Here is a 20,525-nt window from a genome sequence, read left to right as displayed (position 1 = left end):
GTCAGAGGGCGGCGTAGACGGCTTCGACGAGGCGCACGGCACGCGGATCGCCGACCAGCACATTCGACTGCCGGTTCATGACATAGGCACAGGTGAGTTCCGCGTCCGGATCGGAGACCGCCATCGATCCACCCCAGCCGGAATGGCCGAGCGTGGCCGGGTTCGGGCCGAACAGGCCGTGCGTGTTCAGCATGATGCCGGCGCCGAAGCTCGTCTCCAGTGGCAGGACGAGATCGGGCCCGTGCGTGCGCGGGCGGATCAGGTCCTCGAAGATGCCGGCGCGGAGCTTTCCGCCGCCGCTGCGGGCATAGTGATGGTAAATCGCCCCGACGCTTTCTGCCGTGCCGTGGCCGTTGGCGGAGGGGATCTCGATTTCGCGCCAGATGGCGCCGCCACGATTGGGGGCCGACCATTTGTAGACGAAGGCGGCCTTGCGGTAATCGTTCAGCTCACCAAGGTCTGCGAGGGCGTTCGGGCGTTTGATGTCGGCGCAGCGGTCATGTTCGCTGGCGGGCAGGCCGATATGGAAATCCACATCCGAGAACATGGATTTCAGCGTTGTGCCGAGCGTCTCGCCGCTGATCCGGCGGGCGATCTCTCCGGCGATATAGCCCCATGTCAGCGGGTGGTAGCCATGCGCGGTGCCCGGCGGCCACATCGGCGCGAGTTCTGCGATGGCGGCGGCGCAGGCGGGCGCGTCCAGCCAGAGCTCGGGGTCGATCTCTTCCGGAAAACCGGGGAGGCCTGCCTGATGACTCAGTGCCTGTCCGATCGTGACGGCCTCTTTCCCATTGGCGGCAAACTCCGGCCAGACGGTTGCAACGGGCGTTTCGTAACCGTCCGGCAGCGTATCGACGAGGGAGGCGAGCACGAAGGCGGCGATGCCCTTGGTTGTGGAATAGACCGGGACCAGCGTGTCGGCGCCCCAGGGGGTCGTTTTCTGCCGGTCGGCCCAGCCGCCAAGCAGAGAGGCGACCAGTTCGCCGCGGTGGTAAACCGCGAACCCGGCGCCGAGTTCGTCGGTTTCATTGAAATTCGCCTCGAATGCGTCGCGAACGGATTCAAGGCCTGGGGCGGTAAAGCCGGAAATCGGGAAGTCAGTCATCCCCCGGCCATACGGCCTATTCTGCGGCGTTGTCGAGGACGTTTACCGCCAGTTTGTCAGCCTGGGCGTCGTCCATCTCCTGGAGGAAGTCCTCCAGTTCCATCTGCCACTCGAAGATCTGAGGGAAGCCAAACTGCACATCGTCCCGGAAATCCTGCTGCAGGCGAATGCAGACGACCTGTCCGAACCATTTCTCTTCGGCATAGGCAGCCGCGTTCTTGTAGCCGGCATTGTGCGCATTCGCGACTTCCAGCGCTTCGATGCGGGAAAAGCCCGGCATTTCGCGGCAGGAGACATAACGGATCGCTTCACAGGCCTTCTGTGGGCCCGCGCAATCGCGCAAGATCGCATCGAAGCTCTGCCCCAGCATTTCTCCGGTCATCACCGGATGCCCGTCGAGATAGGCAATATCGAGCGCTTCGGCATCGCGCTTGGCGAACTCGTCCCGAAGCTCGATGATGGTAATCGGCTCAGCGAAGGCCTGCAGTGCAGGCGCGGCAACCGCAGGCAGCATTAGGAGCAGGGCACGCCAATTCATTTAAAGGTTCCGGGATATTTGAATGGATCGGCGAGCTAACCGGTTTTCTTGCCGGGAAGCAATTGCCGCAGTTGCACCAGTTGCAGTGCAGGGCGATAGTCCGCGCGCTTGAAAAGGGATTGAACGACCATGGCTTCACAGACGCACCGCCCGCGCCGCTCCTGTCTCTATATGCCGGGCGCCAATGAACGGGCCCTCGAAAAGGCCCGCGGCCTGCCAGCCGATACGCTTTTGCTGGACCTCGAAGATGCTGTGGCCCCGGATGCCAAGCTCACGGCGCGCGAAGCCATCGTGAGCGCCGTGAAGCAGGGCGGTTATGGCCATCGTGAGATCGTCATCCGTATGAACGGGCTGAACACGGAATGGGGCGAGGATGACCTCAAAGCCGCCGTCGCTTGCGGCGCCAAGGCCGTTTTGGCGCCCAAAGTGGAATCGGCTGCAGACATCATGACCCTGGATGCGGCGCTGACTGAAGCTGGCGCGCCGAACGATTTCGGCCTCTGGGTCATGATCGAAATGCCCAAGGCAATCCTCAGGGTCGAAGAGATTGCAGCGGCGTCTGAAGACACGCGCCTGACCACGTTCGTGATGGGCACCAACGATCTGGCCAAGGAATATCGCGCCAGGATGACGCCGGACCGGATTGCTTTCCAGACGGCATTGCAACTCTCCATCGCGGCGGCGCGCGCCTATGGCCTTTATGCGATTGATGGCGTCTTCAACGACATCAAGGATGAGGATGGCCTGATCAATGAATGTGAACAGGGCCGCGACCTTGGCTTTGACGGCAAGACGCTGATCCACCCCTCGCAGCTGGAAACGGCCAACCGCGTCTTCGCGCCCAGCCAGCATGATGTGGAGCAGGCCAAGGCTGTGATCGAGGCGTTCGCCGACCCGGCCAATGCCGGCAAGGGCGTACTGAAAGTGAACGGCAAGATGACCGAACTGCTGCATCTCGACGAAGCCCGCCGCACTGTGGCGATGGATGAAGCCATCCGCGCCTTCGAAACGGCGTGAGCAGAGAAGGGGAGACGCTTATGACCTATACGATCCTGCACAATCCGAACTGCTCAACCTCACGCAAGGGGCTGGAAATGCTGAAAGAGGCCGGTGTTGAGCCTGATGTGCGCAAGTACATGAATGTCAGCGAGCAGCTGTCGGTCGATGAGCTGAAAGACATCGCGAAAAAGATGGGCGGGGTCTCGCCGCGGGTGTTCATGCGCGCCAAGGACGCTCCCGCCGCCGGGATCGATGCAGACTCCAGCGATGAAGCGATTTTCGAGGCGATGGCCGCGAATCCGAAGCTGATCCAGCGTCCGATCGGCATCAAGGGCAAGAAGGCCGTGCTGGGCCGGCCGCCGGAAGATCTACTGAAACTCGTCTGACAACTGCGAAAACGGCTCAAAACGGGCCGATTCGATCAAATTTCATCGATTCCTGTCGCCGGATATAAGCCATTCCGCGCGACTCTCAGGGCATGATGATATTTGCTCTTCTCGCTGCTGCAGCCCTTGGCCTGGCCTTTGCCGGTTTCTGCTTCTTTGGCCTGCCTTATCTGGTGTCCGGTCCGCACATGCTGGACCGCCTGCGTCTTCGCCTGACGGACAAGGCGATGCTGGGCGGCCTGCTGACTGCGGCGATTTCGCTGGTTTGGGTCCTTCAGGCGTCTCCGGCCTTGATTTCCCATGGTGCGAGCGTGCAGGTAGTGGCCGATCAGATGACGGGCGGCGGCTGGCAGATCTAGGCAGATCTCTGGTCCGGCAGCGGCCCCGCAACCGAGGCTGCCATGACCGCACAGACAAAATCCAATCCCGGCAATTATTTCGAGGACTTCTCGATCGGCATGGAACTCGTCCATGCCACGCCCCAGACGGTGACCGAGGGTGACATCGCGCTCTATCGGGCGCTGACCGGTAACCGCTACGCCCAGTATTCCTCGGCGGAGTTTGCAAAGGCTGCTGGCCTGCCGGGCCTTGCCATCGACCCGATCCACGCCTTCCATGTCGTCTTCGGCAAGTCTGTGCCGGACATCTCGCTGAACGCGGTGGCAAACCTCGGCTATGCCGATGGCCGCATTCGCCGTCCGATCATGCCCGGCGACACGCTGAACACCGTATCCGAAGTCATCGGCATGAAGGAAAACTCCAACAAGCGCACCGGCGTTGTCTGGGTGCGCACCCGCGGCTTCAACCAGAATGGCATCGAAGTCATGTCCTTCGTGCGCTGGGTGATGGTGAACAAGTGGGAAGAGGATGCCGCCGTGCCGCCGACCCATATTCCGGACCTTCCGGACGCCGTGCCGGGCAGCGAGCTGGAAGGCTTCGCCCCAATGGAGGATTGGGACTTCTCCCTCGCCGGATCGCCTTATGGCTATGAAGACTACGAGATCGGCGAGAAGATCAATCACGTCGACGGCATGACTGTTGAAGAGGCCGAGCATCAGATCGCGACGCGCCTCTACCAGAACACCGCAAAAGTCCATTTCGACGCCCATGGCCAGAAATCCAGCCGTTTCGGCAAGCGCCTGATCTATGGCGGTGTGGTGATCTCGATTGCGCGGTCGCTTGCTTTCAACGGCCTTGCCAATGCCGGTCAGGTGCTGGCCATCAATGCCGGCACGCATGCGAGCCCGCTGTTCGCCGGCGACACGATCTATGCCTGGAGCGAAGTGCTGGACAAGGCAGACCTGTCGGACAAGGCAGGGGCCCTGCGCCTGCGCCTCGTCGCCGTGAAGGACCAGGACCCGGGCGCCTTCGCCTACAAGACCGGCGATGGCAAATATGCCGACGGCGTGCTCCTCGACTTCGACTATTGGGCGGCGATCCCCAAACTCAGCGGCCGTTGATCTTCCGGAACGGGTTGCCCGCGCCTATATGCCTGCCATGAGCGGGTATGGCCCTTTTGACGGATTTACGCTGATGGCTATCGCGCTTGCAGTGTTCCTGTCGGCATTGGTCAGCCTGATCGGCACGTCGGGCCGCAAACGGAATATCGCGCTTGGTGAAGCACAGGTCGGCGATCTTGCTGAAATGACCGGTATACGTGATCCGAAACGTCTTCAGGAAGTATTCGGTCCGCCCGACATGGGCCGTGTCTGGCGAAGCGTGACGCTGCTGGACGTCCGCCGGGCCCGCACGCCGGAAGGCTGGCTGATGTCGTCGGATCTCGTGGATTATGCCTGTATGGCGGTTGCCGCGCTTTCCCTGTTCGTGTCTCACCGGCTGATCCCGGCGGTGCTGCTTCTGGCGCTCGGCATTCAGGTTGCCGGATGGATCGTCTCGACGCGGCTGCCGCGATAGGGCAATAGAGCCCGCTACGCAGTTGCCTGAAAACCGGAGCCGGATGCGCATATGAAGATCTGGAAGATGAACGGGGCGGGCAATGCCTTTGCCATTTTTGACGCCCGGTCTGTGCCGTTCTCCCCCACGGAGGATCAGGTGCGCCAGCTTGCCGAGGAAATGAAAGCTGACCAGGTGATCGCGCTCGAACGGGATGCTGCGCGCGACGTGTTCATGCGCATCTGGAACAAGGATGGCGGTGAAGTCTCCGCCTGCGGCAATGCCAGCCGCTGCGTCGGCCGCCTCCTGCTGGACGAGACCGGCAAGGACCGCATCACCATCCAGACCGAGGCTGACATGCTGCGCGCCTTCCGCGCTGAGGATGGCCTGATCACGGTGGACATGGGCTCGCCCCTGATGGGCTGGGAAGACATTCCGCTGGCGGAAAAGATGGATGTACGCGGCGTCGATGTGAAAATCGGCCCGATGGACAACCCCATCCTGTCTCGTCCCGCCGTCGTCTCCATGGGCAATCCGCACGCGGTGTTCTTTGTTTCCGACGTGGACGCTTATGACATTCCGGCGCTTGGCCCGCTGGTGGAGTGGCATCCGCTGTTCCCGGAAGGCACCAATGTTGGCTTTGCGCAGGTGATCGACCGGCAGACGATCCGCCTGCGCGTCTGGGAACGCGGGGCAGGGCTGACCAAGGCCTGTGGCACGGGCGCGTGCGCGGCGCTCGTCTGCGCAGCGCGTGCGAAGCTCACCGAACGGACGGCGAAACTGATCCTTGATGGCGGCGAATTGCTGATCGAATGGCGCGAAAGCGACGATCGCGTCTACATGACCGGCCCGGTCGAACTGGAATTCGAAACCGAAATCTGAGGCAGAGTGCTTGATTCGTGCCCGTTCCGGCGCGATGTGCGCTGCACGAGATCGCGATGACAGACCAGAAGCCGCCTTCCAGCCCGACGCTGATTACGCTCGGATGCCGCCTCAACTCCTATGAGTCCGAGGTGATGCGCGGCCATGCGGCTGACGCAGGGCTTTCCGATGCGGTGATCGTGAACACCTGCGCGGTGACGGGGGAGGCGGTGCGTTCGGCCCGTCAGGCCATTCGCCGCGCGGCGAAGGAGCATCCGGGCGCGCCCATCCTCGTTACGGGCTGCGCGGCCCAGATCGATCCGGACATGTTCGCGAAGATGCCGGAAGTCACCCGCGTTATCGGCAATCATGAGAAGATGAAGGCCGAGACCTGGCAACCGGCGGACCTGCTGGGCGGGCATGAGAAAGTGCGCGTCAACGACATCATGTCGGTGAAGGAAACCGCCGCTCACCTGATCGATGGCATGGACGGGCGGGCGCGGGCTTATGTTCAGGTTCAGAATGGCTGCGACCACCGCTGTACTTTTTGCATTATTCCGTACGGGCGTGGGAATTCCCGCTCCGTCCCGGCAGGGGAGGTGGTGGACCAGGTGCGCCGCCTCGTGGAGACGGGCCATTATGAGGTCGTGCTGACCGGCGTGGACCTCACCAGCTGGGGCGCGGACCTTCCGGGCACACCACAGCTTGGCAATCTCGTCCAACGCATCCTGAAACTGGTGCCGGAGCTGAAACAGCTGCGCATTTCCTCCATCGACGCCATCGAGATCGACGACGCCCTGTTTGAGGCGATGGGCGAGCCGCGGCTCGCGCCCTTCATGCACCTCTCGCTACAGCATGGGGACAACCTCATCCTGAAGCGGATGAAGCGCCGTCATGCGCGCGAGGATGCGATTGCGTTGGCTGAGAAATTGCGTGCCTTGCGTCCGGATATTGCACTTGGCGCAGACATCATAGCTGGGTTCCCAACGGAGACCGAGGCCCATTTCGAGAACTCGGTCAGCCTCGTGGAAGACTGCGGCCTCGCCTTCCTGCACGTCTTTCCCTACAGCCCGCGCCCCGGTACCCCGGCGGCGCGGATGCCTCAGCTGGACAAGGCGATCATCAAGGAACGCGCCGCACGCTTGCGTGAAACAGGTGAAAACGCCCTCAAAACCCACTTTTCGCGCCATATTGGCGAAACCTGCGACGTCCTGGTGGAGCGGGGAAGTTCCGCGCGCCTGCCGGACTTCACCCCCGTAAAACTGTCGCGCGACCCTGGCCATGCTGGACGGCCAGTCCGGGCCCATATAACCGGGCATGACGGCAGGCAGCTGATCGGAGAAATAGACGCATGATCCTCTGGTTCGGGAAGAAAAAGAAAAAAGAGGAGATGAAGGCGGCCGGCGCTGAGATGGCATCGCCGGAGCTGTCGGCAGAAGACATCGCCGTGAAAGAAGCCGCCGAAGCCGAGGCAGCGAAAGCCGCCGCCGAAAAGGCGGAAATCGAACGCGTCGTTGCCGAGGCGAACAAGGCCTGGGAAGAACGTCAGGCTCGCGAAGCCGAAGAGGCCGCTGCTGAAGCGAAACGCCTGGAAGAAGAAGCACGCCGGGCGGAGGAAGCAGCTGCCGCGGCCGATGCCGAAGAAGCCGCCCGCCTTGCAGAAGAGGCGGAAAAAGCCCGAAAGGCCCGCGAAGAACGCGCGGCCCAACAGGCGAAAGCCGAAGCCGAACTGAAATTGCTCGCCGACCGGCGCGAGGCCGAGCGCCTGCGCGCCGAAGCCGAAGCGGCTGCCCGCGCGGCGATGGAGGCTGAAGCCAACAATCCGGGCTTTGTCGCGAAGCTGGGGCAGGGCCTGTCGCGTTCGTCGTCCCGGCTAACCGAAGGTCTCGCTGCGCTCGGCCGCCGCAAGCTCGACGATGACACGATGGAGGAACTCGAAGACCTTCTGATCACGTCCGATCTCGGTTCGAAGGTTGCTGCCCGGGTGACGAAAAACCTCTCGAAAGAGCGGTTTGACCGCGAAATCAGCCCGGAAGAGATCAAACTTGCCCTCGCCAGCGAAATTTCTGATGTGCTGAAGCCCCGCGAAAAAATTGTGGACTTCTCTGACGGGACAAGCCCTCGCATTGTGCTTTTCGTAGGCGTCAACGGCTCTGGCAAGACGACAACGATTGGCAAGATCGCATCGAAGCTGAAAGAGCAGGGGGCGAAAGCCCTTCTGGTGGCTGGTGACACGTTCCGTGCCGCCGCCATCGAACAACTGACTGTCTGGGGTGACCGGGCCGGGATTCCAGTCATGTCCAAGCCGACCGGCGCCGATGCGGCGGGTCTCGTTTATGAGGCCATCGAAAAGGCGAAGGCGGAAGAGCTGGACCTTGTCCTGATCGATACGGCCGGGCGCCTGCAGAACAAGACCGAATTGATGTCGGAACTTGAGAAAGTCGTCCGTGTCATCAAGAAGCTCGACCCGACCGCGCCGCACGATGTGATCCTCGTGCTGGATGCCACGGTCGGCCAGAACGCGCTCAGCCAGGTCGAGGCTTTCCGCAATACGGCCGGTGTGACAGGCCTCGTCATGACCAAGCTCGACGGGACGGCTAAAGGCGGCGTACTCGTCGCCATTGCCGAGGCCTATGACCTGCCGATCCACTTCATCGGCATCGGTGAAAAGGCAGAAGACCTCCGCCCGTTCAGTGCAGAGGCCTTCTCGAAAGCCCTGGTGGGCGTCGGCGCCTAGGCGATTTATTCGGCGGCTTCGGCGGCGGTTTCTGCTTCATCATCGAAGATTTCCTCGATGCTGCGCCCGAACAGGCGGGCGATGGCGAAAGCCAGCGGCAGGGACGGGTCGTATTTCCCGGTTTCGATGGCGTTCACGGACTGGCGGGACACGTCGAGCCGGTCGGCCAGCTCGGCCTGGCTCCATCCTTTTTCCGTACGCAGAATTCGGAGAGTGTTCTTCATATCCAGCCCTAAACCGTCCGGCCAAGGCATTCCGGGAGGCGCGCCAGGCCGAAGGCAAAGAAGAAAATCGGTCCGAACCAGAACACGTCGAGACTGCCGACCACGTCAAAGATCTGCAGGAAGCCGAACAGGAAGGTCACGCCGCAGGTGATAAGCCCGGCATCGCGCAGGGCTTTCAGATAGCGCATGCGCGTATATTCGTCCGTCTCATCGGTCTGACGGCGGATGGCGTAAAGCGTTCCGAGGATCGGCAGGGTTGCCGCAATGGCGCCCGCCGCATTCAGCCATGTTGGCGCGGACTCTTCGTCGATGAAGAATTTTGCGGCGAGAATAACGGCCACATAGATGCCCATCATCGGCCAGAAGAGAAATCTATAGCGGCGATTGGCTGTGCGGAAACCACGTGTCTGGGCCATAAGCAAGCTCCTTCTGTCAAGTTACCCAGACAAAATGACAAGCAAGCTTTACTCTGTCAAGTGACCTTTACAAGTCGACTATTCCGCCGCGATGGCCGCGGTCTGAAGGCTTTGCGCGCCGCGCACCATCCGGCCGGGTTTCGCGCCGGTCGGGTCGCCGTCCCGGTGGGTTATCTCGCCTTTGAGGATCGTCGCAGTGTAACCGGATGCGCGCTGCATGAGGCGCCTTCCGCCGGCAGGCAGGTCGTATTGCACTTCCGGCAGGTGAAGCTTCAGGTTCGCCAGGTCGATCACGTTAAGGTCGGCGCGGTAGCCGGGTGCGATCACGCCCCGGTCGTGAAGGCCCATCCACTGGGCCGTGTCCTGCGTCTGGCGCTTTACCAGATATTCGATCGGCAGTTTCGGCCCGCGCTGGCGATCCCGCGCCCAATGGGTCAGCATCGTTGTGGTGAAGGAGCCGTCGCAGATCATGCCGACATGCGCCCCGCCATCCGACAAGCCAGGTAGAGTGGCGCGGCTCTCCATCATCGCCCGGATCGGTTCGAGCGAGCCTTGCGAGTAGTTGAGGAAGGGCAGGTAGAGCACGCCATGACCATCTCGCTCCAGCATCAGGTCGAGGGCCATCTCTTCCGGGCTGATCCCGCGTTCATTGGCCATGAATTCCAGCGTGCTTTCCGGACCCGGCTCGTAATTCACCGGATCGCGCAGCTGGAACATCTTGCCGAAGCTGCGCAGCATGACTTTCAGGAACGGATTGTCTGACGCCGGTTCTTCGGACAGCAGCTTGTCCCGGAAGGCCGGGTCGCGCAGGGCCGCCACGCGTTCGGCCAGCGGCTTGCCGGCGATTGCTGCGTAAGACGGGTGGGCGCTGAACGGGTTCATTGTCAGTTCCAGGCCGAGCAGCACGCCGACCGGGCGCGGCGCCACCTGGGCCCGCATCGGCAGGCCATCATTCATGGCGGTCTCGATCGCGCCGAGAAGGGCGCGCCAGCCTTCCGGCGCGACATCGGCCTGAGCGAGGGAGACCGATAGTGGCCGTCCGGATGCTTCAACGATCCGGCGCAGCATCGCGGCCTCTTTCTGCGGATCATTGAAGTCAGACACGAATTGCAACACACCGCGCCCGGCCTCTTTCAGGCCTTCCGCAATACCGATGAGTTCAGTCTCGCTGGCCGTCAGCGTCGGGGTCGGCTGGCCGTCGGACGTGCGATGGTTCAGTGTGCGGGAGGTGGAGAAGCCGAGCGCGCCGGCCATCACGGCCTCTTTCGCCAGTTGCTTCATGGCGGCGATGTCTTCGGCGCTCGCGTCTTCGCGGTTTGCGCCTCGCTCACCCATCACATAGACGCGCAAGGCCGCATGCGGCAACTGGGCGCCGATGTCGGTGTCGAACTGGCGCGAAGAGAGAAAATCCAGATAGTCCGGGAAACTCTCCCAGCTCCACGGCAAGCCTTCGGACAGGACGGGGAAGGGGATGTCTTCCACACCCTCCATCAGGCGGATCAGCCGGTCATGGTCTTCCGGGCGGCAGGGCGCGAATCCGACACCGCAATTGCCCATGATGACGGTGGTGCAGCCATGAAGGGAGGAGGGGCTGATCGCCTCGCCCCAGGCGGCCTGGCCATCATAATGAGTATGAATGTCGACAAAGCCGGGCGTCACGACCTGTCCGCGCGCGTCGATTTCCTCGATGCCCTTGCCGGAAACCTTGCCGATTGCGGAAATGTGACCGCCGGAGACTGCGACGTCCCCTTCGAACGGCTCGGCCCCGGTGCCGTCCACGATTGTCCCGCCGCGGATAATCAGGTCATGCGTCGCCATTGTTTCCTCCAATTCTTTTGAGAAAGGATGCCAGAGCAGTGGGGCGCGAGAAAGCCTGACCGCGCGTCAGCGTTGAGCAGGGCAGGCTTTAAAGTAGTGGGAAACTGGTGCATGAGACGGCCCCCACCGTTCCTGCCAGCTGAAACCGAATGCCAAGCTCAGAATTCCTTCCCATCGTTATCTGCCTGTTCTCCGCAATAACGGTGGCCACTGTGAATGTGATCGTGAAGAGGGGCGGGGACATCCTGACCGGACGGATGATCGTGTCTGTGGTCATGGCGCTGACCGTCGTGCCGTTCGTTCCCTTCTTCCCAATGCCGCCGCCGAGTACCTTGCCGCTGATCGCGGTATCGATGGTGTCTCACTGGATGTATCAGTTCTGCCTCGTCCGGGCGATGCACCGGGGCGACCTGTCGCTGGTCTATCCGGTGATGCGCGGTCTCGGCCCGTTGGCGACGGCGATTTTCGGCACCTTCCTGCTCAGCGAGCATCTGGCGCCGGTGCAATCCATCGGCCTTTTCTGCGCGTCCTTCTCCATTCTCTTCTTTGCGCTGCCGACCGCAGCCACGATCGAAGGCCGACGGCTGGACCGTACGGCACTGGTCTGGGCGGCCCTCACGGCGGTGGGTGTCGGCCTCTACGCGGTGAACGACACGCGCGCCGCCCGCGCCATGCCGCATCCGATGACATTCATCATCATCCTCTTCCTGATCGACTGGGTGGGCGTCACGCTCGTGTTTCTCTGGCAGAGGCGCGGGCAATACATGAAAACGCTGCGACCGCAGTTGCGGCCCGGTATCTGGGGCGGGATTGCCGGTTCGCTCTCCTATGGCGCAGCCATCTTTGCCTATACGATGACGGATGCGGCCATGGTGACCGCGCTCCGGGAGACCTCTGTCGTCTTCGCCGCCGTCATGGCGGCCGTGTTCCTGAAAGAGAGTTTTGGCGCCCGGCGGATCGTGGCGGCCTCGGTTCTGGCCACGGGCCTTGTCCTGATGCAGGCCGGAGCAGTGTGAGACTCGCCGTCTGCGACGTTTCGTGCGACAGCGGTTTTAACAAAACCGCAAGCACGGATGGTGCGTAGGAAGCATATGAGCGAGTTCGATCAGAAGACAGTGACCCATCCGGACGATGCCCCGCAGGAGGCGAACGTCAAGGATGCCGCCGCGCGTGCCGGGGGAATCTGGACGGAACTCGGCCCGACGCTGGCCTTTATTGTCATCTACAATGTCATGCTGCGCTTTCCGGAAGAGGGGCTGTTTTCCAGTGAGAATGCGCTGTTCTGGGCCACAGGCGTCCTGATTGTGGCAACGGCCGCAGTGATTGGCATGAAGTTGATCCGTAAGCAGAGAATACCGCCCTTCCTGCTCGTTTCCTCAAGCCTTATCGGTGTTTTCGGCGTTCTGGGCATCGCGTTTCATTCGAAGCTCCTGCTTTTCCTGAAGCCGACGATTATCAACCTGATGTTCGCGGGTGCGATTTTCGGCGGCCTCGCCGTTGGCCGTAATATCTGGAAAATGCTGTTCAACGAGCTTTTTCATCTGCCGGACTATGCCTGGCGCGTCCTGGCGATCCGTTGGGGCCTATACTTTATTGCGATGGCAATATGGAACATCGTGGTGTGGCAGGCATTCGGTGAGGCCGCCTGGGCGAACTGGAAGATGGGAAATATCGTCATTGGCTTCGTCTTCGCCATGGCGAATGCGCCCTATACTCTGAAGCATATGCAAACCCAGTCCGGCGAGCGCTGACTCGCCTAATGGGTGAGCTTTTCAGTTCCCGGAGGGTTGGCGAAGGGCGGAAAGGCGGGCAGGTGCCGGGTTTCTGCATAATGTGTCAGAGCCCAGATCACGGTCGGAAAGGCGAGTTCCGACCATGGAATCTCCTTCCAGGCGAATAATCCGACTTCCTCACTCTCCGGCCCGGCGGCGATGTCAGACATCAGCTCTGCCCGGAACATGACCTGAACCTGTGCGATGCGGGGAACAGAGTAAACGGCGAGTAACTGCTGGATCCGGATGTCCGCGCACGCTTCTTCCTGGGCTTCCCTCCGTGCACCTTCCTCGACTGTTTCGCCTTCTTCCATGAATCCGGCGGGGAGGGTCCAGTAACCTTTTCGAGGCTCGATTGCGCGCCGGCAGAGCAAAATCCGGTCATCTTTGGTCACAACCGACCCTGCGACGATTTTGGGGTTCACATAGTCGATAAACCGGCAATGCGCGCAAACGCGCCGCAATTTATCGTCTCCTTCGGGTATTTCTGTGTGAAAAAGGGGCGAAATGAAAGGATTCGATAATTGATCCGTCATCTGTTGTTATCCAATCGCGTTCTAAGAGAGGGGTATTGATCCGCACACGGGCCTCTGCTTTAGGGGGCTTGTGGGTGGGTCGGCCGCCGAACTAGTTAAGTCATCCCTCGAAAGGTAAACGAAAATGTCATTCAATCTCAATGCTTCGCCAAGCCACCTGCTGCACCGCGCTCAGCAGGCTGCTGCAAACCACAGCGCAAAGGCGCTCCGTTCCGCCGGCATCACGCTGCGCCAGTTCTCGCTGCTCGCAGCCCTGGACGGCAATGAAGGCGCCAGCCAGTCGGATCTCGTCAATGCCACCGGCATCGACCGCTCGACCCTCGCAGACATGGTCGCCCGTATGGAAACCAGCGGTCTGATCAAGCGTGCTGCTTCGAAAACCGACGCTCGCGCCAAGTCCGTCTCCCTGACGGCAAAAGGCAAGAAGGCCCTGGATAAGGCCCTCCCGGCTGTTCAGGCTGCTGACGCTGCACTCTTCTCCGGCCTCGCGAAAGTGAAGCAGGACGCCCTGATGTCTGGTCTCGTCGGCCTGACCGAAGAAGAAGCCAAGCCGGCCCCGGCACCGAAAGCTGCGCCGAAGGCTGCGGCACCGAAGAAAGCTCCGGCCAAGAAAGCACCTGCTGCGAAAAAAGCACCGGCCAAGAAGCCGGCTGCCAAGAAGGCCGCTGCCCCGAAAAAAGCTGCTGCTGCCAAGCCGGCCGCAAAGAAGGCCGCGCCTAAGAAGGCCGCTCCTAAAAAGGCTGCCCCGAAGAAAGCCGCAGCTGCTGCAAAAGCACCGGCCGTGAAAAAAGCACCGGCAAAGAAGCCGGCCGCTCGTAAAGCCAAGAAGAAGTAATCTGGCTTAAAGGGTTCAGGGGCGGGGCGCGCTGAGCGCCTCGCCCACCCGTTTCACCGCGTCTGCATCCAGCGGCCCGGCGACATGCTCCAGGATCTCGCCATTGGCTGAGATCACAAAGGTTTCCGGCACGCCTGTCAGGCCGAAATCCAGACCGCCCTGACCATCCGGATCCAGAACGATATCGGCATACGGATTGCCAAGTTCGTCCAGGAATTTCCGTCCATTGGCGGGCGTATCCTTGTATAGCACCCCATAAATCTGCCCCGGATGGGCCTCGGCCAGTGCCGTCAGGCGTGGATGCTCGGCCTCACAGGGCGCGCACCAGCTCGCAAACAGGTTCACGGCAATCGTCTCGCCATTAGGTGTGGGCGCGAAACTCAGCGTGCCGCCTTCCAGCCGTTCGAAGCTCCGGTCCGGCGCTGTGCGGGAGACGCGCTCGAAGTCGCCTTTTTCCGGGTGGCTGAGTTCCCAGCCCGCCAGGCCCGCGAAAAGCACAAGTGCGGTGACCGGAATGGCCGCAAGCCAGCGTTTCATGCTGCGTCATCTCCGCGCAGGCGCGCTTCGGCCCGCTGCATTTTTGCCTGCGCAGCTTTCGCCCGCAGGGTGACGATCAGGATCGTCAGACCCAGGCCGACTGCGCCGATGGTGTAGCAGGCCCAGATGAAGACGGCATTCTTGTCGAAATCAGGCAACATGGTCTGCTCAGCCTTCCGCCATGAGTTTCGCATTCGCCTGCGCGGTGCGTCTGTCCCAGATCTCGGCGCGCATCAGCGTCTGCGTCAGGCCCGCGAAGAGCAGGGTGTGGCCAAGGCCGCTTGCCAGCAGGGGCCAGAGATAGACCGCGGCCATTTTCGGACCGTCAGCCGTCAGCACGCTCGAATCCTGGTGCAGCGAGGTGAAGAGGTCCACGGAGAATTTGATCAGCGGTACATTGATCGCGCCCACCATGGCGAGGATGGCGCCGGCGCGGGCGGCCTTCTGGCGTGTGTCCATGGACGCGCGCAGCGCCATGTAGCCGAGGAACAGGAAGAACATGAACAGGACCGACATCATCCGGGCATCGTCCCATTGCCACCAGGTGCCCCAGGTCGGCTTGCCCCAGATCGATCCGGTGGCAAGGCAGATCGCGGTCCAGACCGCGCCTAGTGGTGCGATGGATTTCGCAGCGATGTCGGCCACTTCATGCCGCCAGATGAACCAGATGAAGCTCATCACCGCCATTGCCATGTAACTTGCCATGGCGAGCCAGGCGGCGGGCACGTGGAGGAACATCACGCGCATGATGTCCCCGCCCTGATATTCATCCTTCGGAACCATCCAGAGGCCCTGCCACAGGCCCCAGCCGATCAGCAGGGCGCTCAGCGCATAGCAAAGCGGCGCCAGCCAGTTCGACAGGCGCATGAAACGGAGGGGATTTGCGAACCAGGAAAACATGGACTTGCGATACCGCTCCCTCAGTCTGCCGCCAAGCGCAAGGCTGCAGCCATGGCGAATGGCGCAACGGCCAGGGCGAACAGGGTGGAGGCCGCCAGAAACAGGGGTGCGCTTTCGCTGCCGGGGCCGTTGGTCATGGAGAGTGCTCCGAAAATGGCTGTCGGCACGTACAATGGCAGGGCGATGAGACTGATCAACAGGCCGCCGCGCCGCACCGTGGCCGACAGGGCCGCCCCAACCCCGCCCCAGAAATAGAAGGCAAGGCCGCCAAGGCCATAGAGCGCGGCATTGCGCAGCAGATCGGCAGAGGCCTCCGCCTGGAACATCAGCGCAAGGAGCGGGGAGAGCAGCGCGAGCGGCAGGCCCGCCGCCAGCCAGTGCGCGAAGGTCTTCGCCCCGGCAATGGCGGAGGCGGGCGCGCCGGTCTGCAGCCACAGGTCCAGCGCGCCGTCTTCGGTGTCTGCCTGAAAGATCCGCTCCAGCGTCACGAGGCTGGAAAGGGCGAGGGCAACCCAGAGAATGCCCGGCCCGACCGCGCGAAGCGTCTGTGGGTCTGTGCCGATTCCAAGTGGCACGAGCACAGCCGCGCCCGCGAAGAAGCCGAGCGGTAGCAGTGCACCTGCGCCGCCCGCCCAGGCCTCACCCAGTGCCTGCTGGAAGGCAGAGAGGATCGGAGCCGGCCTCACAACACGACCTCATTGGTTGGCACGAAGCCGGATTCGCCATGAATGGCCGCAACCACGCCGCCGCCGGATTTCAGGTGATCCTCGATCAGTTCGAGCACCAGCTCGCGGCCTTCGGCGTCGAGCGCTGTGTAGGGCTCGTCCAGCATCCAGATCGGCCGTTTCTCCAGCAGGAGCCGGCCGAGTGCGGTGCGGCGGCGCTGCCCGGCGGAAAGATAGCGCGCAGGCACATCAGCCGGGCGCTTCAGGCCCATTTGGGCAAGCACTGAGTCCAGATCGGAATCCGAGCCCCAGGCCTTTGCCCAGAGTCCAAGATGTGTACGCGGGGTTTCGTGCGGCTTCAGGCCCTCGCGGTGGGCAAACCAGTGATGCAGGCCAGTGCGGACCACTTCGCCCGCTTCCGGCCGCGTGAGTCCGGCAAGAATACGCAGCAGGGTCGTTTTGCCCGCGCCGTTCGAGCCGCGCAGGACGAGGCTTTCGCCCGGCGCCACCGACAGGCTGACGCCAGTAAACAGCACCCGTTCCCCCCGAATCATGCCGAGGCCGGTGGCGGAAAGCAGAACCTCCGTCACGCCGCGCAGCACCCGTTTCCGCGCCTGGAATGGCGCAAATCAGGGGAATCTGGCGTGTGTGGGGACATCAGGATCTCCTACCGGCCTGTTTGAACGCACGTTTTATCCGCTCAGGCGCTGCAGGATAGTCCCTTTGTCCCAATTGCGTCAGCGCCTCCGGCCTTATATGAGACGGGCACGCGCCGCCCAGTCCGCCAGGCGGCCCCGGATTCACATCTTAGACGCGAGGTTCCCCTCCCATGCCGTCCCTCGACAGCTTCAATTCCAAACGCACGCTCACCGCTGGTGGCAAGACTTACACCTATTATTCCATCGAGGCCGCCGCCGAGAACGGACTTGGCGATGTTTCCCGCCTTCCGGCCTCGCTGAAAGTGCTGCTGGAAAACATGCTGCGCTTCGAAGACGGCAAGACCGTCACCAAGGACGACATTCTCGCGTTCAAGAAATGGCTCGACAACAAGGGTAAGGACGATCACGAGATCGCCTATCGCCCGGCACGCGTGCTGATGCAGGACTTTACCGGCGTTCCGGCCGTGGTCGACCTCGCCGCCATGCGCGACGCCGCCAAGAAGCTCGGCGCTTCGGCCGAAGCCATCAACCCGCAGGTCCCGGTTGACCTCGTCATCGACCACTCGGTCATGGTCGACAGCTTCGCCGGTCCGGACAGTTTCAAGAAAAACGTCGAGATCGAATATCAGCGCAACCAGGAACGCTATGAGTTCCTGCGCTGGGGCTCCACGGCCTTCAAGAATTTCCGCGTCGTGCCGCCCGGCACCGGCATATGCCACCAGGTGAACCTCGAATATCTCGGCCAGACCGTCTGGACGAAGGAAGAAGACGGCGAAACCGTCGCTTATCCTGACACCTGCGTCGGCACCGACTCGCACACCACCATGATCAATGGCCTGTCCGTCCTCGGCTGGGGTGTCGGCGGGATCGAGGCTGAAGCCGCGATGCTCGGCCAGCCGGTCTCAATGCTGATCCCGGAAGTCATCGGCTTCCGTCTCGACGGCAAGATGGCTGAAGGCGCCACGGCGACCGACCTCGTTCTGACCGTCGTGCAGATGCTCCGCCAGAAGGGCGTTGTCGGCAAGTTCGTCGAATTCTACGGCCCGGGCCTGTCGAACCTGACCCTCGAAGACCAGGCGACCATCTCCAACATGGCCCCGGAATATGGCGCGACCTGCGGCTTCTTCCCGGTCGATCATGACACGATCAAATACCTCACCAATACTGGCCGCGAAGCGGACCGTGTCGAGCTGGTCGAAGCCTACGCCAAAGCGCAGGGCTACTGGCGTCCGGAGCAGGCCGAGCCGGTCTTCACCGATACGCTGGAACTGGACCTCAGCGCTGTCGTGCCGTCCATCTCCGGCCCGAAACGCCCGCAGGACCGCGTGCTCCTGTCCGAAGGTGACATCGCGTTCGCGGAAGCCATGTCGAAAGAGTTCGGCAAGGCATCGGATGCGGCTGAGCCGATCGCCGTGGAAGGCGAAGACTACACCGTTACCCATGGCGACGTGTTCATCGCCGCCATCACGTCCTGTACGAACACGTCCAACCCGTCCGTGCTCATCGCCGCTGGCCTCGTGGCCAGGAAGGCGCACGAGCTCGGCCTGACCCGCAAGCCGTGGGTGAAGACCTCGCTCGCGCCCGGATCGCAGGTCGTGACCGACTATCTCGAAAAAGCCGGCCTGCAGGACGATCTCGACGCCCTCGGCTTCAACCTCGTCGGCTATGGCTGTACCACCTGTATCGGTAACTCCGGCCCGCTGGACGCGCCGCTGGCGAAAGCGATCGCAGACGGCGACCTCGTCTCCTGCTCGGTGCTTTCGGGCAACCGGAACTTCGAAGGCCGCATCGGTCCGGACATCAAGGCGAACTATCTCGCCTCGCCGCCGCTGGTCGTCGCCTATGCCATCGCCGGTACGCTGCGCAAGAACCTGACCAAGGATCCGATCGGCACCGACAAGAATGGCAACGACGTCTATCTGAAAGACATCTGGCCGACCTCGCACGAGATCGCCGAGATCATGGCCAAGGCCGTGACCCCGGAAATGTTCGCCGAGCGTTATTCTGACGTCTTCAAGGGCGACGAGCACTGGCAGGGCATCGAGGTCTCCGGCGGACAGACCTATAGCTGGCCGCCTGCCTCGACCTATGTCCAGAACCCGCCTTACTTCGAAGGCATGACCCTCGACGTGGATGCGCCGACCGATGTGAAAGACGCCCGCGTCCTGGCCGTCTTCGGCGACTCGATCACCACCGACCACATTTCTCCGGCCGGTTCGATCAAGGCCTCCAGCCCGGCAGGCATTTATCTGCAGGAACACCAGGTCTCCCCGCTGGACTTCAACTCCTACGGCTCGCGCCGGGGCAACCATGAAGTCATGATGCGCGGTACCTTTGCCAATATCCGCATCAAGAACCAGATGGTTCCGGGTGTCGAAGGCGGCGTGACGGTTCACTACCCGGATGGCGAACAGATGCCGATCTATGACGCCGCCATGAAGTACGAGGCCGAAGGCACGCCACTGGTGATCTTTGCAGGAGATCTATACGGCAACGGCTCATCGCGTGACTGGGCTGCCAAGGGCACCGTCCTGCTCGGCGTCCGCGCCGTGATCGCAGGCAGCTTCGAGCGGATCCACCGCTCCAACCTGATTGGTATGGGTGTCCTGCCGCTCGAATTTGCCGAAGGCGAAAGCGCTGCCGCGCTCGGCCTGACCGGCAAGGAGCAGGTCACCATCGAAGGCATCAACGACATCAAGCCTCGCCAGTCGATGGAAGTGAAGATCACCCGTGAAGACGGCACGACCTTCACCGCCAATACGGTGGTCCGCATCGATACCGAGAACGAACTGGACTACTACCGCAATGGCGGCATCCTGCACTATGTGCTGCGCAACCTGGCGCGCGGCGACGCATAGGGCGGCTGACCGGAACATAGTATCAGAAACCCCCGCAGCAGGCGCTGCGGGGGTTTTTTGCAGCCCTCACACCGCTGTGATTGTGTTGTCAGGGCCAGGGTGATCTATAAATAAAACCGTTATGAAACGCCTGCTCGCAGCCCTTTTCCTTCTCTCGCCCGTCGCCGTCCCCGCCGCCCAGGCGGAGTCGCCGACCCTGATTGAGCTTTTTGCATCGCAGAACTGCCGGGCGTGTCCGAAGGCGCATGCGACGTTGAAGGACGTGGACCAGGCCCGCGATGATGTCCTGATCCTGACCTGGTCGGTGGATTACTGGGACTATCTGGGCGGCAAGGATCCGATGGCCATGGGAGAGTCGAAAGAGCGCCAGCGCGCCTATGTCGACCGGTTCCGCCTTCGCGGGCCGTATACGCCGCAGACCGTCTATAATGGTGTTGAACAATGTCCGGGCAACCGGCCAGGAAAGGTTGAGGCCGCCATTTCCAAAGCCCGCAAGGAAGCGCCGGAAGGCGTGCGTCTTGTCCGCAAGGGAGACGGGGTAGAGCTGAGCGGCAAGGCCAATGGCCTGACCGACATCTGGTATGTCGATTATCTGGACGGCGCCGACAACACGACCGACATGGTGCATCCTGTGACGCAGGTCACCGCGCTTGGTCCCTGGCTTGGCGGACGGACACAGATCACACTGCCGGCCTGTCATTCGCATTGTGCGCTGATTGTGCAGGAAGCCGGGTTCGGGCCTGTGCTGGCCACGCTGCCGCTGGACCCGCCGCCCGCGCCCTAAGC

General features: G+C 62.2%; 24 protein-coding genes. 13 read left to right on the top strand and 11 right to left on the bottom strand.

Features of this window, described 5'->3' with window-relative positions; translation table 11 throughout:
- Nucleotide 1: 1 nt before the first annotated feature.
- Both HJA_RS09040 and HJA_RS09035 read right to left on the bottom strand, forming a co-directional pair.
- Nucleotides 2–1,105 (bottom strand): serine hydrolase domain-containing protein, encoded by a 1,104-nt coding sequence (locus HJA_RS09040; RefSeq protein WP_035581227.1) that lies wholly within the window; start codon nucleotides 1,103–1,105, stop codon nucleotides 2–4.
- A 16-nt stretch (nucleotides 1,106–1,121) separates the two neighbouring features.
- The gene (locus HJA_RS09035; protein WP_155839910.1) at nucleotides 1,122–1,643 is read right to left on the bottom strand and encodes a hypothetical protein; all 522 of its coding nucleotides are present in this window, start codon (nucleotides 1,641–1,643) and stop codon (nucleotides 1,122–1,124) included.
- A 129-nt stretch (nucleotides 1,644–1,772) separates the two neighbouring features.
- On the opposite strand from HJA_RS09035, the gene HJA_RS09030 reads away from it, so the two are divergent.
- From HJA_RS09030 to ftsY, 8 genes are all read left to right on the top strand, one after another.
- Nucleotides 1,773–2,660, top strand: coding sequence for an HpcH/HpaI aldolase/citrate lyase family protein (locus tag HJA_RS09030; RefSeq protein ID WP_035581222.1), 888 nt, complete (start codon nucleotides 1,773–1,775; stop codon nucleotides 2,658–2,660).
- Between the two features lie 20 nt (nucleotides 2,661–2,680).
- Nucleotides 2,681–3,028, top strand: a complete 348-nt coding sequence (locus HJA_RS09025; RefSeq protein WP_035581220.1) for an arsenate reductase family protein — start codon at nucleotides 2,681–2,683, stop codon at nucleotides 3,026–3,028.
- A gap of 92 nt (nucleotides 3,029–3,120) precedes the next feature.
- Nucleotides 3,121–3,387, top strand: a complete 267-nt coding sequence (locus HJA_RS09020; protein WP_035581218.1) for a hypothetical protein — start codon at nucleotides 3,121–3,123, stop codon at nucleotides 3,385–3,387.
- Between the two features lie 42 nt (nucleotides 3,388–3,429).
- The gene (locus HJA_RS09015) at nucleotides 3,430–4,488 is read left to right on the top strand and encodes a MaoC family dehydratase (RefSeq protein WP_035581215.1); all 1,059 of its coding nucleotides are present in this window, start codon (nucleotides 3,430–3,432) and stop codon (nucleotides 4,486–4,488) included.
- 73 nt (nucleotides 4,489–4,561) lie between these two features.
- The gene (locus HJA_RS09010) at nucleotides 4,562–4,942 is read left to right on the top strand and encodes a hypothetical protein (protein ID WP_155839909.1); all 381 of its coding nucleotides are present in this window, start codon (nucleotides 4,562–4,564) and stop codon (nucleotides 4,940–4,942) included.
- Nucleotides 4,943–4,993: 51 nt separating this feature from the next.
- Entirely contained in the window at nucleotides 4,994–5,803 is an 810-nt protein-coding gene (dapF, locus tag HJA_RS09005; protein ID WP_035581210.1) for a diaminopimelate epimerase, read from the top strand.
- 56 nt (nucleotides 5,804–5,859) lie between these two features.
- Nucleotides 5,860–7,137 carry a tRNA (N(6)-L-threonylcarbamoyladenosine(37)-C(2))-methylthiotransferase MtaB gene (gene mtaB, locus HJA_RS09000; protein ID WP_035581765.1) on the top strand — a complete coding sequence of 426 codons (1,278 nt, stop codon included), beginning with the start codon at nucleotides 5,860–5,862 and terminating at the stop codon, nucleotides 7,135–7,137.
- On the top strand, nucleotides 7,134–8,519 hold the full coding sequence (gene ftsY / locus HJA_RS08995; protein WP_035581207.1) for a signal recognition particle-docking protein FtsY: 1,386 nt from the start codon (nucleotides 7,134–7,136) through the stop codon (nucleotides 8,517–8,519). Before mtaB ends, ftsY begins: the two co-directional genes overlap by 4 nt.
- 5 nt (nucleotides 8,520–8,524) lie before the next feature.
- On the opposite strand, the gene HJA_RS08990 is transcribed toward ftsY, so the two are convergent.
- From HJA_RS08990 to HJA_RS08980, 3 genes are all read right to left on the bottom strand, one after another.
- Complete coding sequence (locus HJA_RS08990) at nucleotides 8,525–8,743, bottom strand: helix-turn-helix transcriptional regulator (RefSeq protein WP_035581205.1); 219 nt, start codon at nucleotides 8,741–8,743, stop codon at nucleotides 8,525–8,527.
- Between the two features lie 8 nt (nucleotides 8,744–8,751).
- The gene (locus HJA_RS08985; RefSeq protein ID WP_051597540.1) at nucleotides 8,752–9,159 is read right to left on the bottom strand and encodes a hypothetical protein; all 408 of its coding nucleotides are present in this window, start codon (nucleotides 9,157–9,159) and stop codon (nucleotides 8,752–8,754) included.
- Nucleotides 9,160–9,237: 78 nt separating this feature from the next.
- Nucleotides 9,238–10,977, bottom strand: a complete 1,740-nt coding sequence (locus HJA_RS08980) for an N-acyl-D-amino-acid deacylase family protein (RefSeq protein WP_035581202.1) — start codon at nucleotides 10,975–10,977, stop codon at nucleotides 9,238–9,240.
- Between the two features lie 149 nt (nucleotides 10,978–11,126).
- Between HJA_RS08980 and HJA_RS08975 the strand changes: the two genes are divergently transcribed.
- Entirely contained in the window at nucleotides 11,127–11,993 is an 867-nt protein-coding gene (locus tag HJA_RS08975; RefSeq protein WP_035581200.1) for an EamA family transporter, read from the top strand.
- A gap of 75 nt (nucleotides 11,994–12,068) precedes the next feature.
- Nucleotides 12,069–12,728 carry an inner membrane-spanning protein YciB gene (locus HJA_RS08970; protein WP_051597539.1) on the top strand — a complete coding sequence of 220 codons (660 nt, stop codon included), beginning with the start codon at nucleotides 12,069–12,071 and terminating at the stop codon, nucleotides 12,726–12,728.
- Between the two features lie 5 nt (nucleotides 12,729–12,733).
- Here HJA_RS08970 and HJA_RS08965 read toward each other — a convergent pair whose 3' ends face one another.
- Nucleotides 12,734–13,285: an NUDIX hydrolase gene (locus HJA_RS08965; RefSeq protein WP_035581197.1), complete on the bottom strand. Its 552-nt coding sequence runs from the start codon at nucleotides 13,283–13,285 to the stop codon at nucleotides 12,734–12,736.
- A 124-nt stretch (nucleotides 13,286–13,409) separates the two neighbouring features.
- Here HJA_RS08965 and HJA_RS08960 point away from each other — a divergent pair, with 124 nt between their 5' ends.
- On the top strand, nucleotides 13,410–14,120 hold the full coding sequence (locus tag HJA_RS08960; RefSeq protein WP_051597538.1) for a MarR family winged helix-turn-helix transcriptional regulator: 711 nt from the start codon (nucleotides 13,410–13,412) through the stop codon (nucleotides 14,118–14,120).
- 15 nt (nucleotides 14,121–14,135) lie between these two features.
- On the opposite strand, the gene HJA_RS08950 is transcribed toward HJA_RS08960, so the two are convergent.
- From HJA_RS08950 to ccmA, 5 genes are read right to left on the bottom strand one after another with little or no spacing between them, the layout of a single operon-like run.
- Nucleotides 14,136–14,657: a redoxin family protein gene (locus HJA_RS08950; protein WP_035581194.1), complete on the bottom strand. Its 522-nt coding sequence runs from the start codon at nucleotides 14,655–14,657 to the stop codon at nucleotides 14,136–14,138.
- Complete coding sequence (locus HJA_RS18545; protein ID WP_155839908.1) at nucleotides 14,654–14,818, bottom strand: heme exporter protein CcmD; 165 nt, start codon at nucleotides 14,816–14,818, stop codon at nucleotides 14,654–14,656. Before HJA_RS18545 ends, HJA_RS08950 begins: the two co-directional genes overlap by 4 nt.
- A gap of 7 nt (nucleotides 14,819–14,825) precedes the next feature.
- Entirely contained in the window at nucleotides 14,826–15,557 is a 732-nt protein-coding gene (gene ccmC / locus HJA_RS08945) for a heme ABC transporter permease CcmC (protein WP_035581191.1), read from the bottom strand.
- A 20-nt stretch (nucleotides 15,558–15,577) separates the two neighbouring features.
- Entirely contained in the window at nucleotides 15,578–16,243 is a 666-nt protein-coding gene (ccmB, locus tag HJA_RS08940) for a heme exporter protein CcmB (RefSeq protein ID WP_051597537.1), read from the bottom strand.
- Nucleotides 16,240–16,812: a heme ABC exporter ATP-binding protein CcmA gene (ccmA, locus tag HJA_RS08935; RefSeq protein ID WP_241764330.1), complete on the bottom strand. Its 573-nt coding sequence runs from the start codon at nucleotides 16,810–16,812 to the stop codon at nucleotides 16,240–16,242. The genes ccmB and ccmA overlap by 4 nt, the downstream gene beginning before the upstream one ends.
- Before the next feature lie 239 nt (nucleotides 16,813–17,051).
- Here ccmA and acnA point away from each other — a divergent pair, with 239 nt between their 5' ends.
- On the top strand, nucleotides 17,052–19,739 hold the full coding sequence (acnA, locus tag HJA_RS08930; RefSeq protein ID WP_035581188.1) for an aconitate hydratase AcnA: 2,688 nt from the start codon (nucleotides 17,052–17,054) through the stop codon (nucleotides 19,737–19,739).
- Nucleotides 19,740–19,860: 121 nt separating this feature from the next.
- A complete protein-coding gene (locus tag HJA_RS08925; protein WP_051597536.1) occupies nucleotides 19,861–20,523 on the top strand; it encodes a DUF1223 domain-containing protein in 663 nt (220 codons plus the stop codon).
- The last annotated feature ends 2 nt before the right edge of the window (nucleotides 20,524–20,525 follow it).

The organism is Hyphomonas jannaschiana VP2 (assembly GCF_000685215.1).
In the GTDB taxonomy this organism is placed as follows: Bacteria; Pseudomonadota; Alphaproteobacteria; order Caulobacterales; family Hyphomonadaceae; genus Hyphomonas; species Hyphomonas jannaschiana.
The sequence above is the reverse complement of the archived record's forward strand: the minus strand, read 5'-3'. Positions and strand labels throughout refer to the sequence as shown.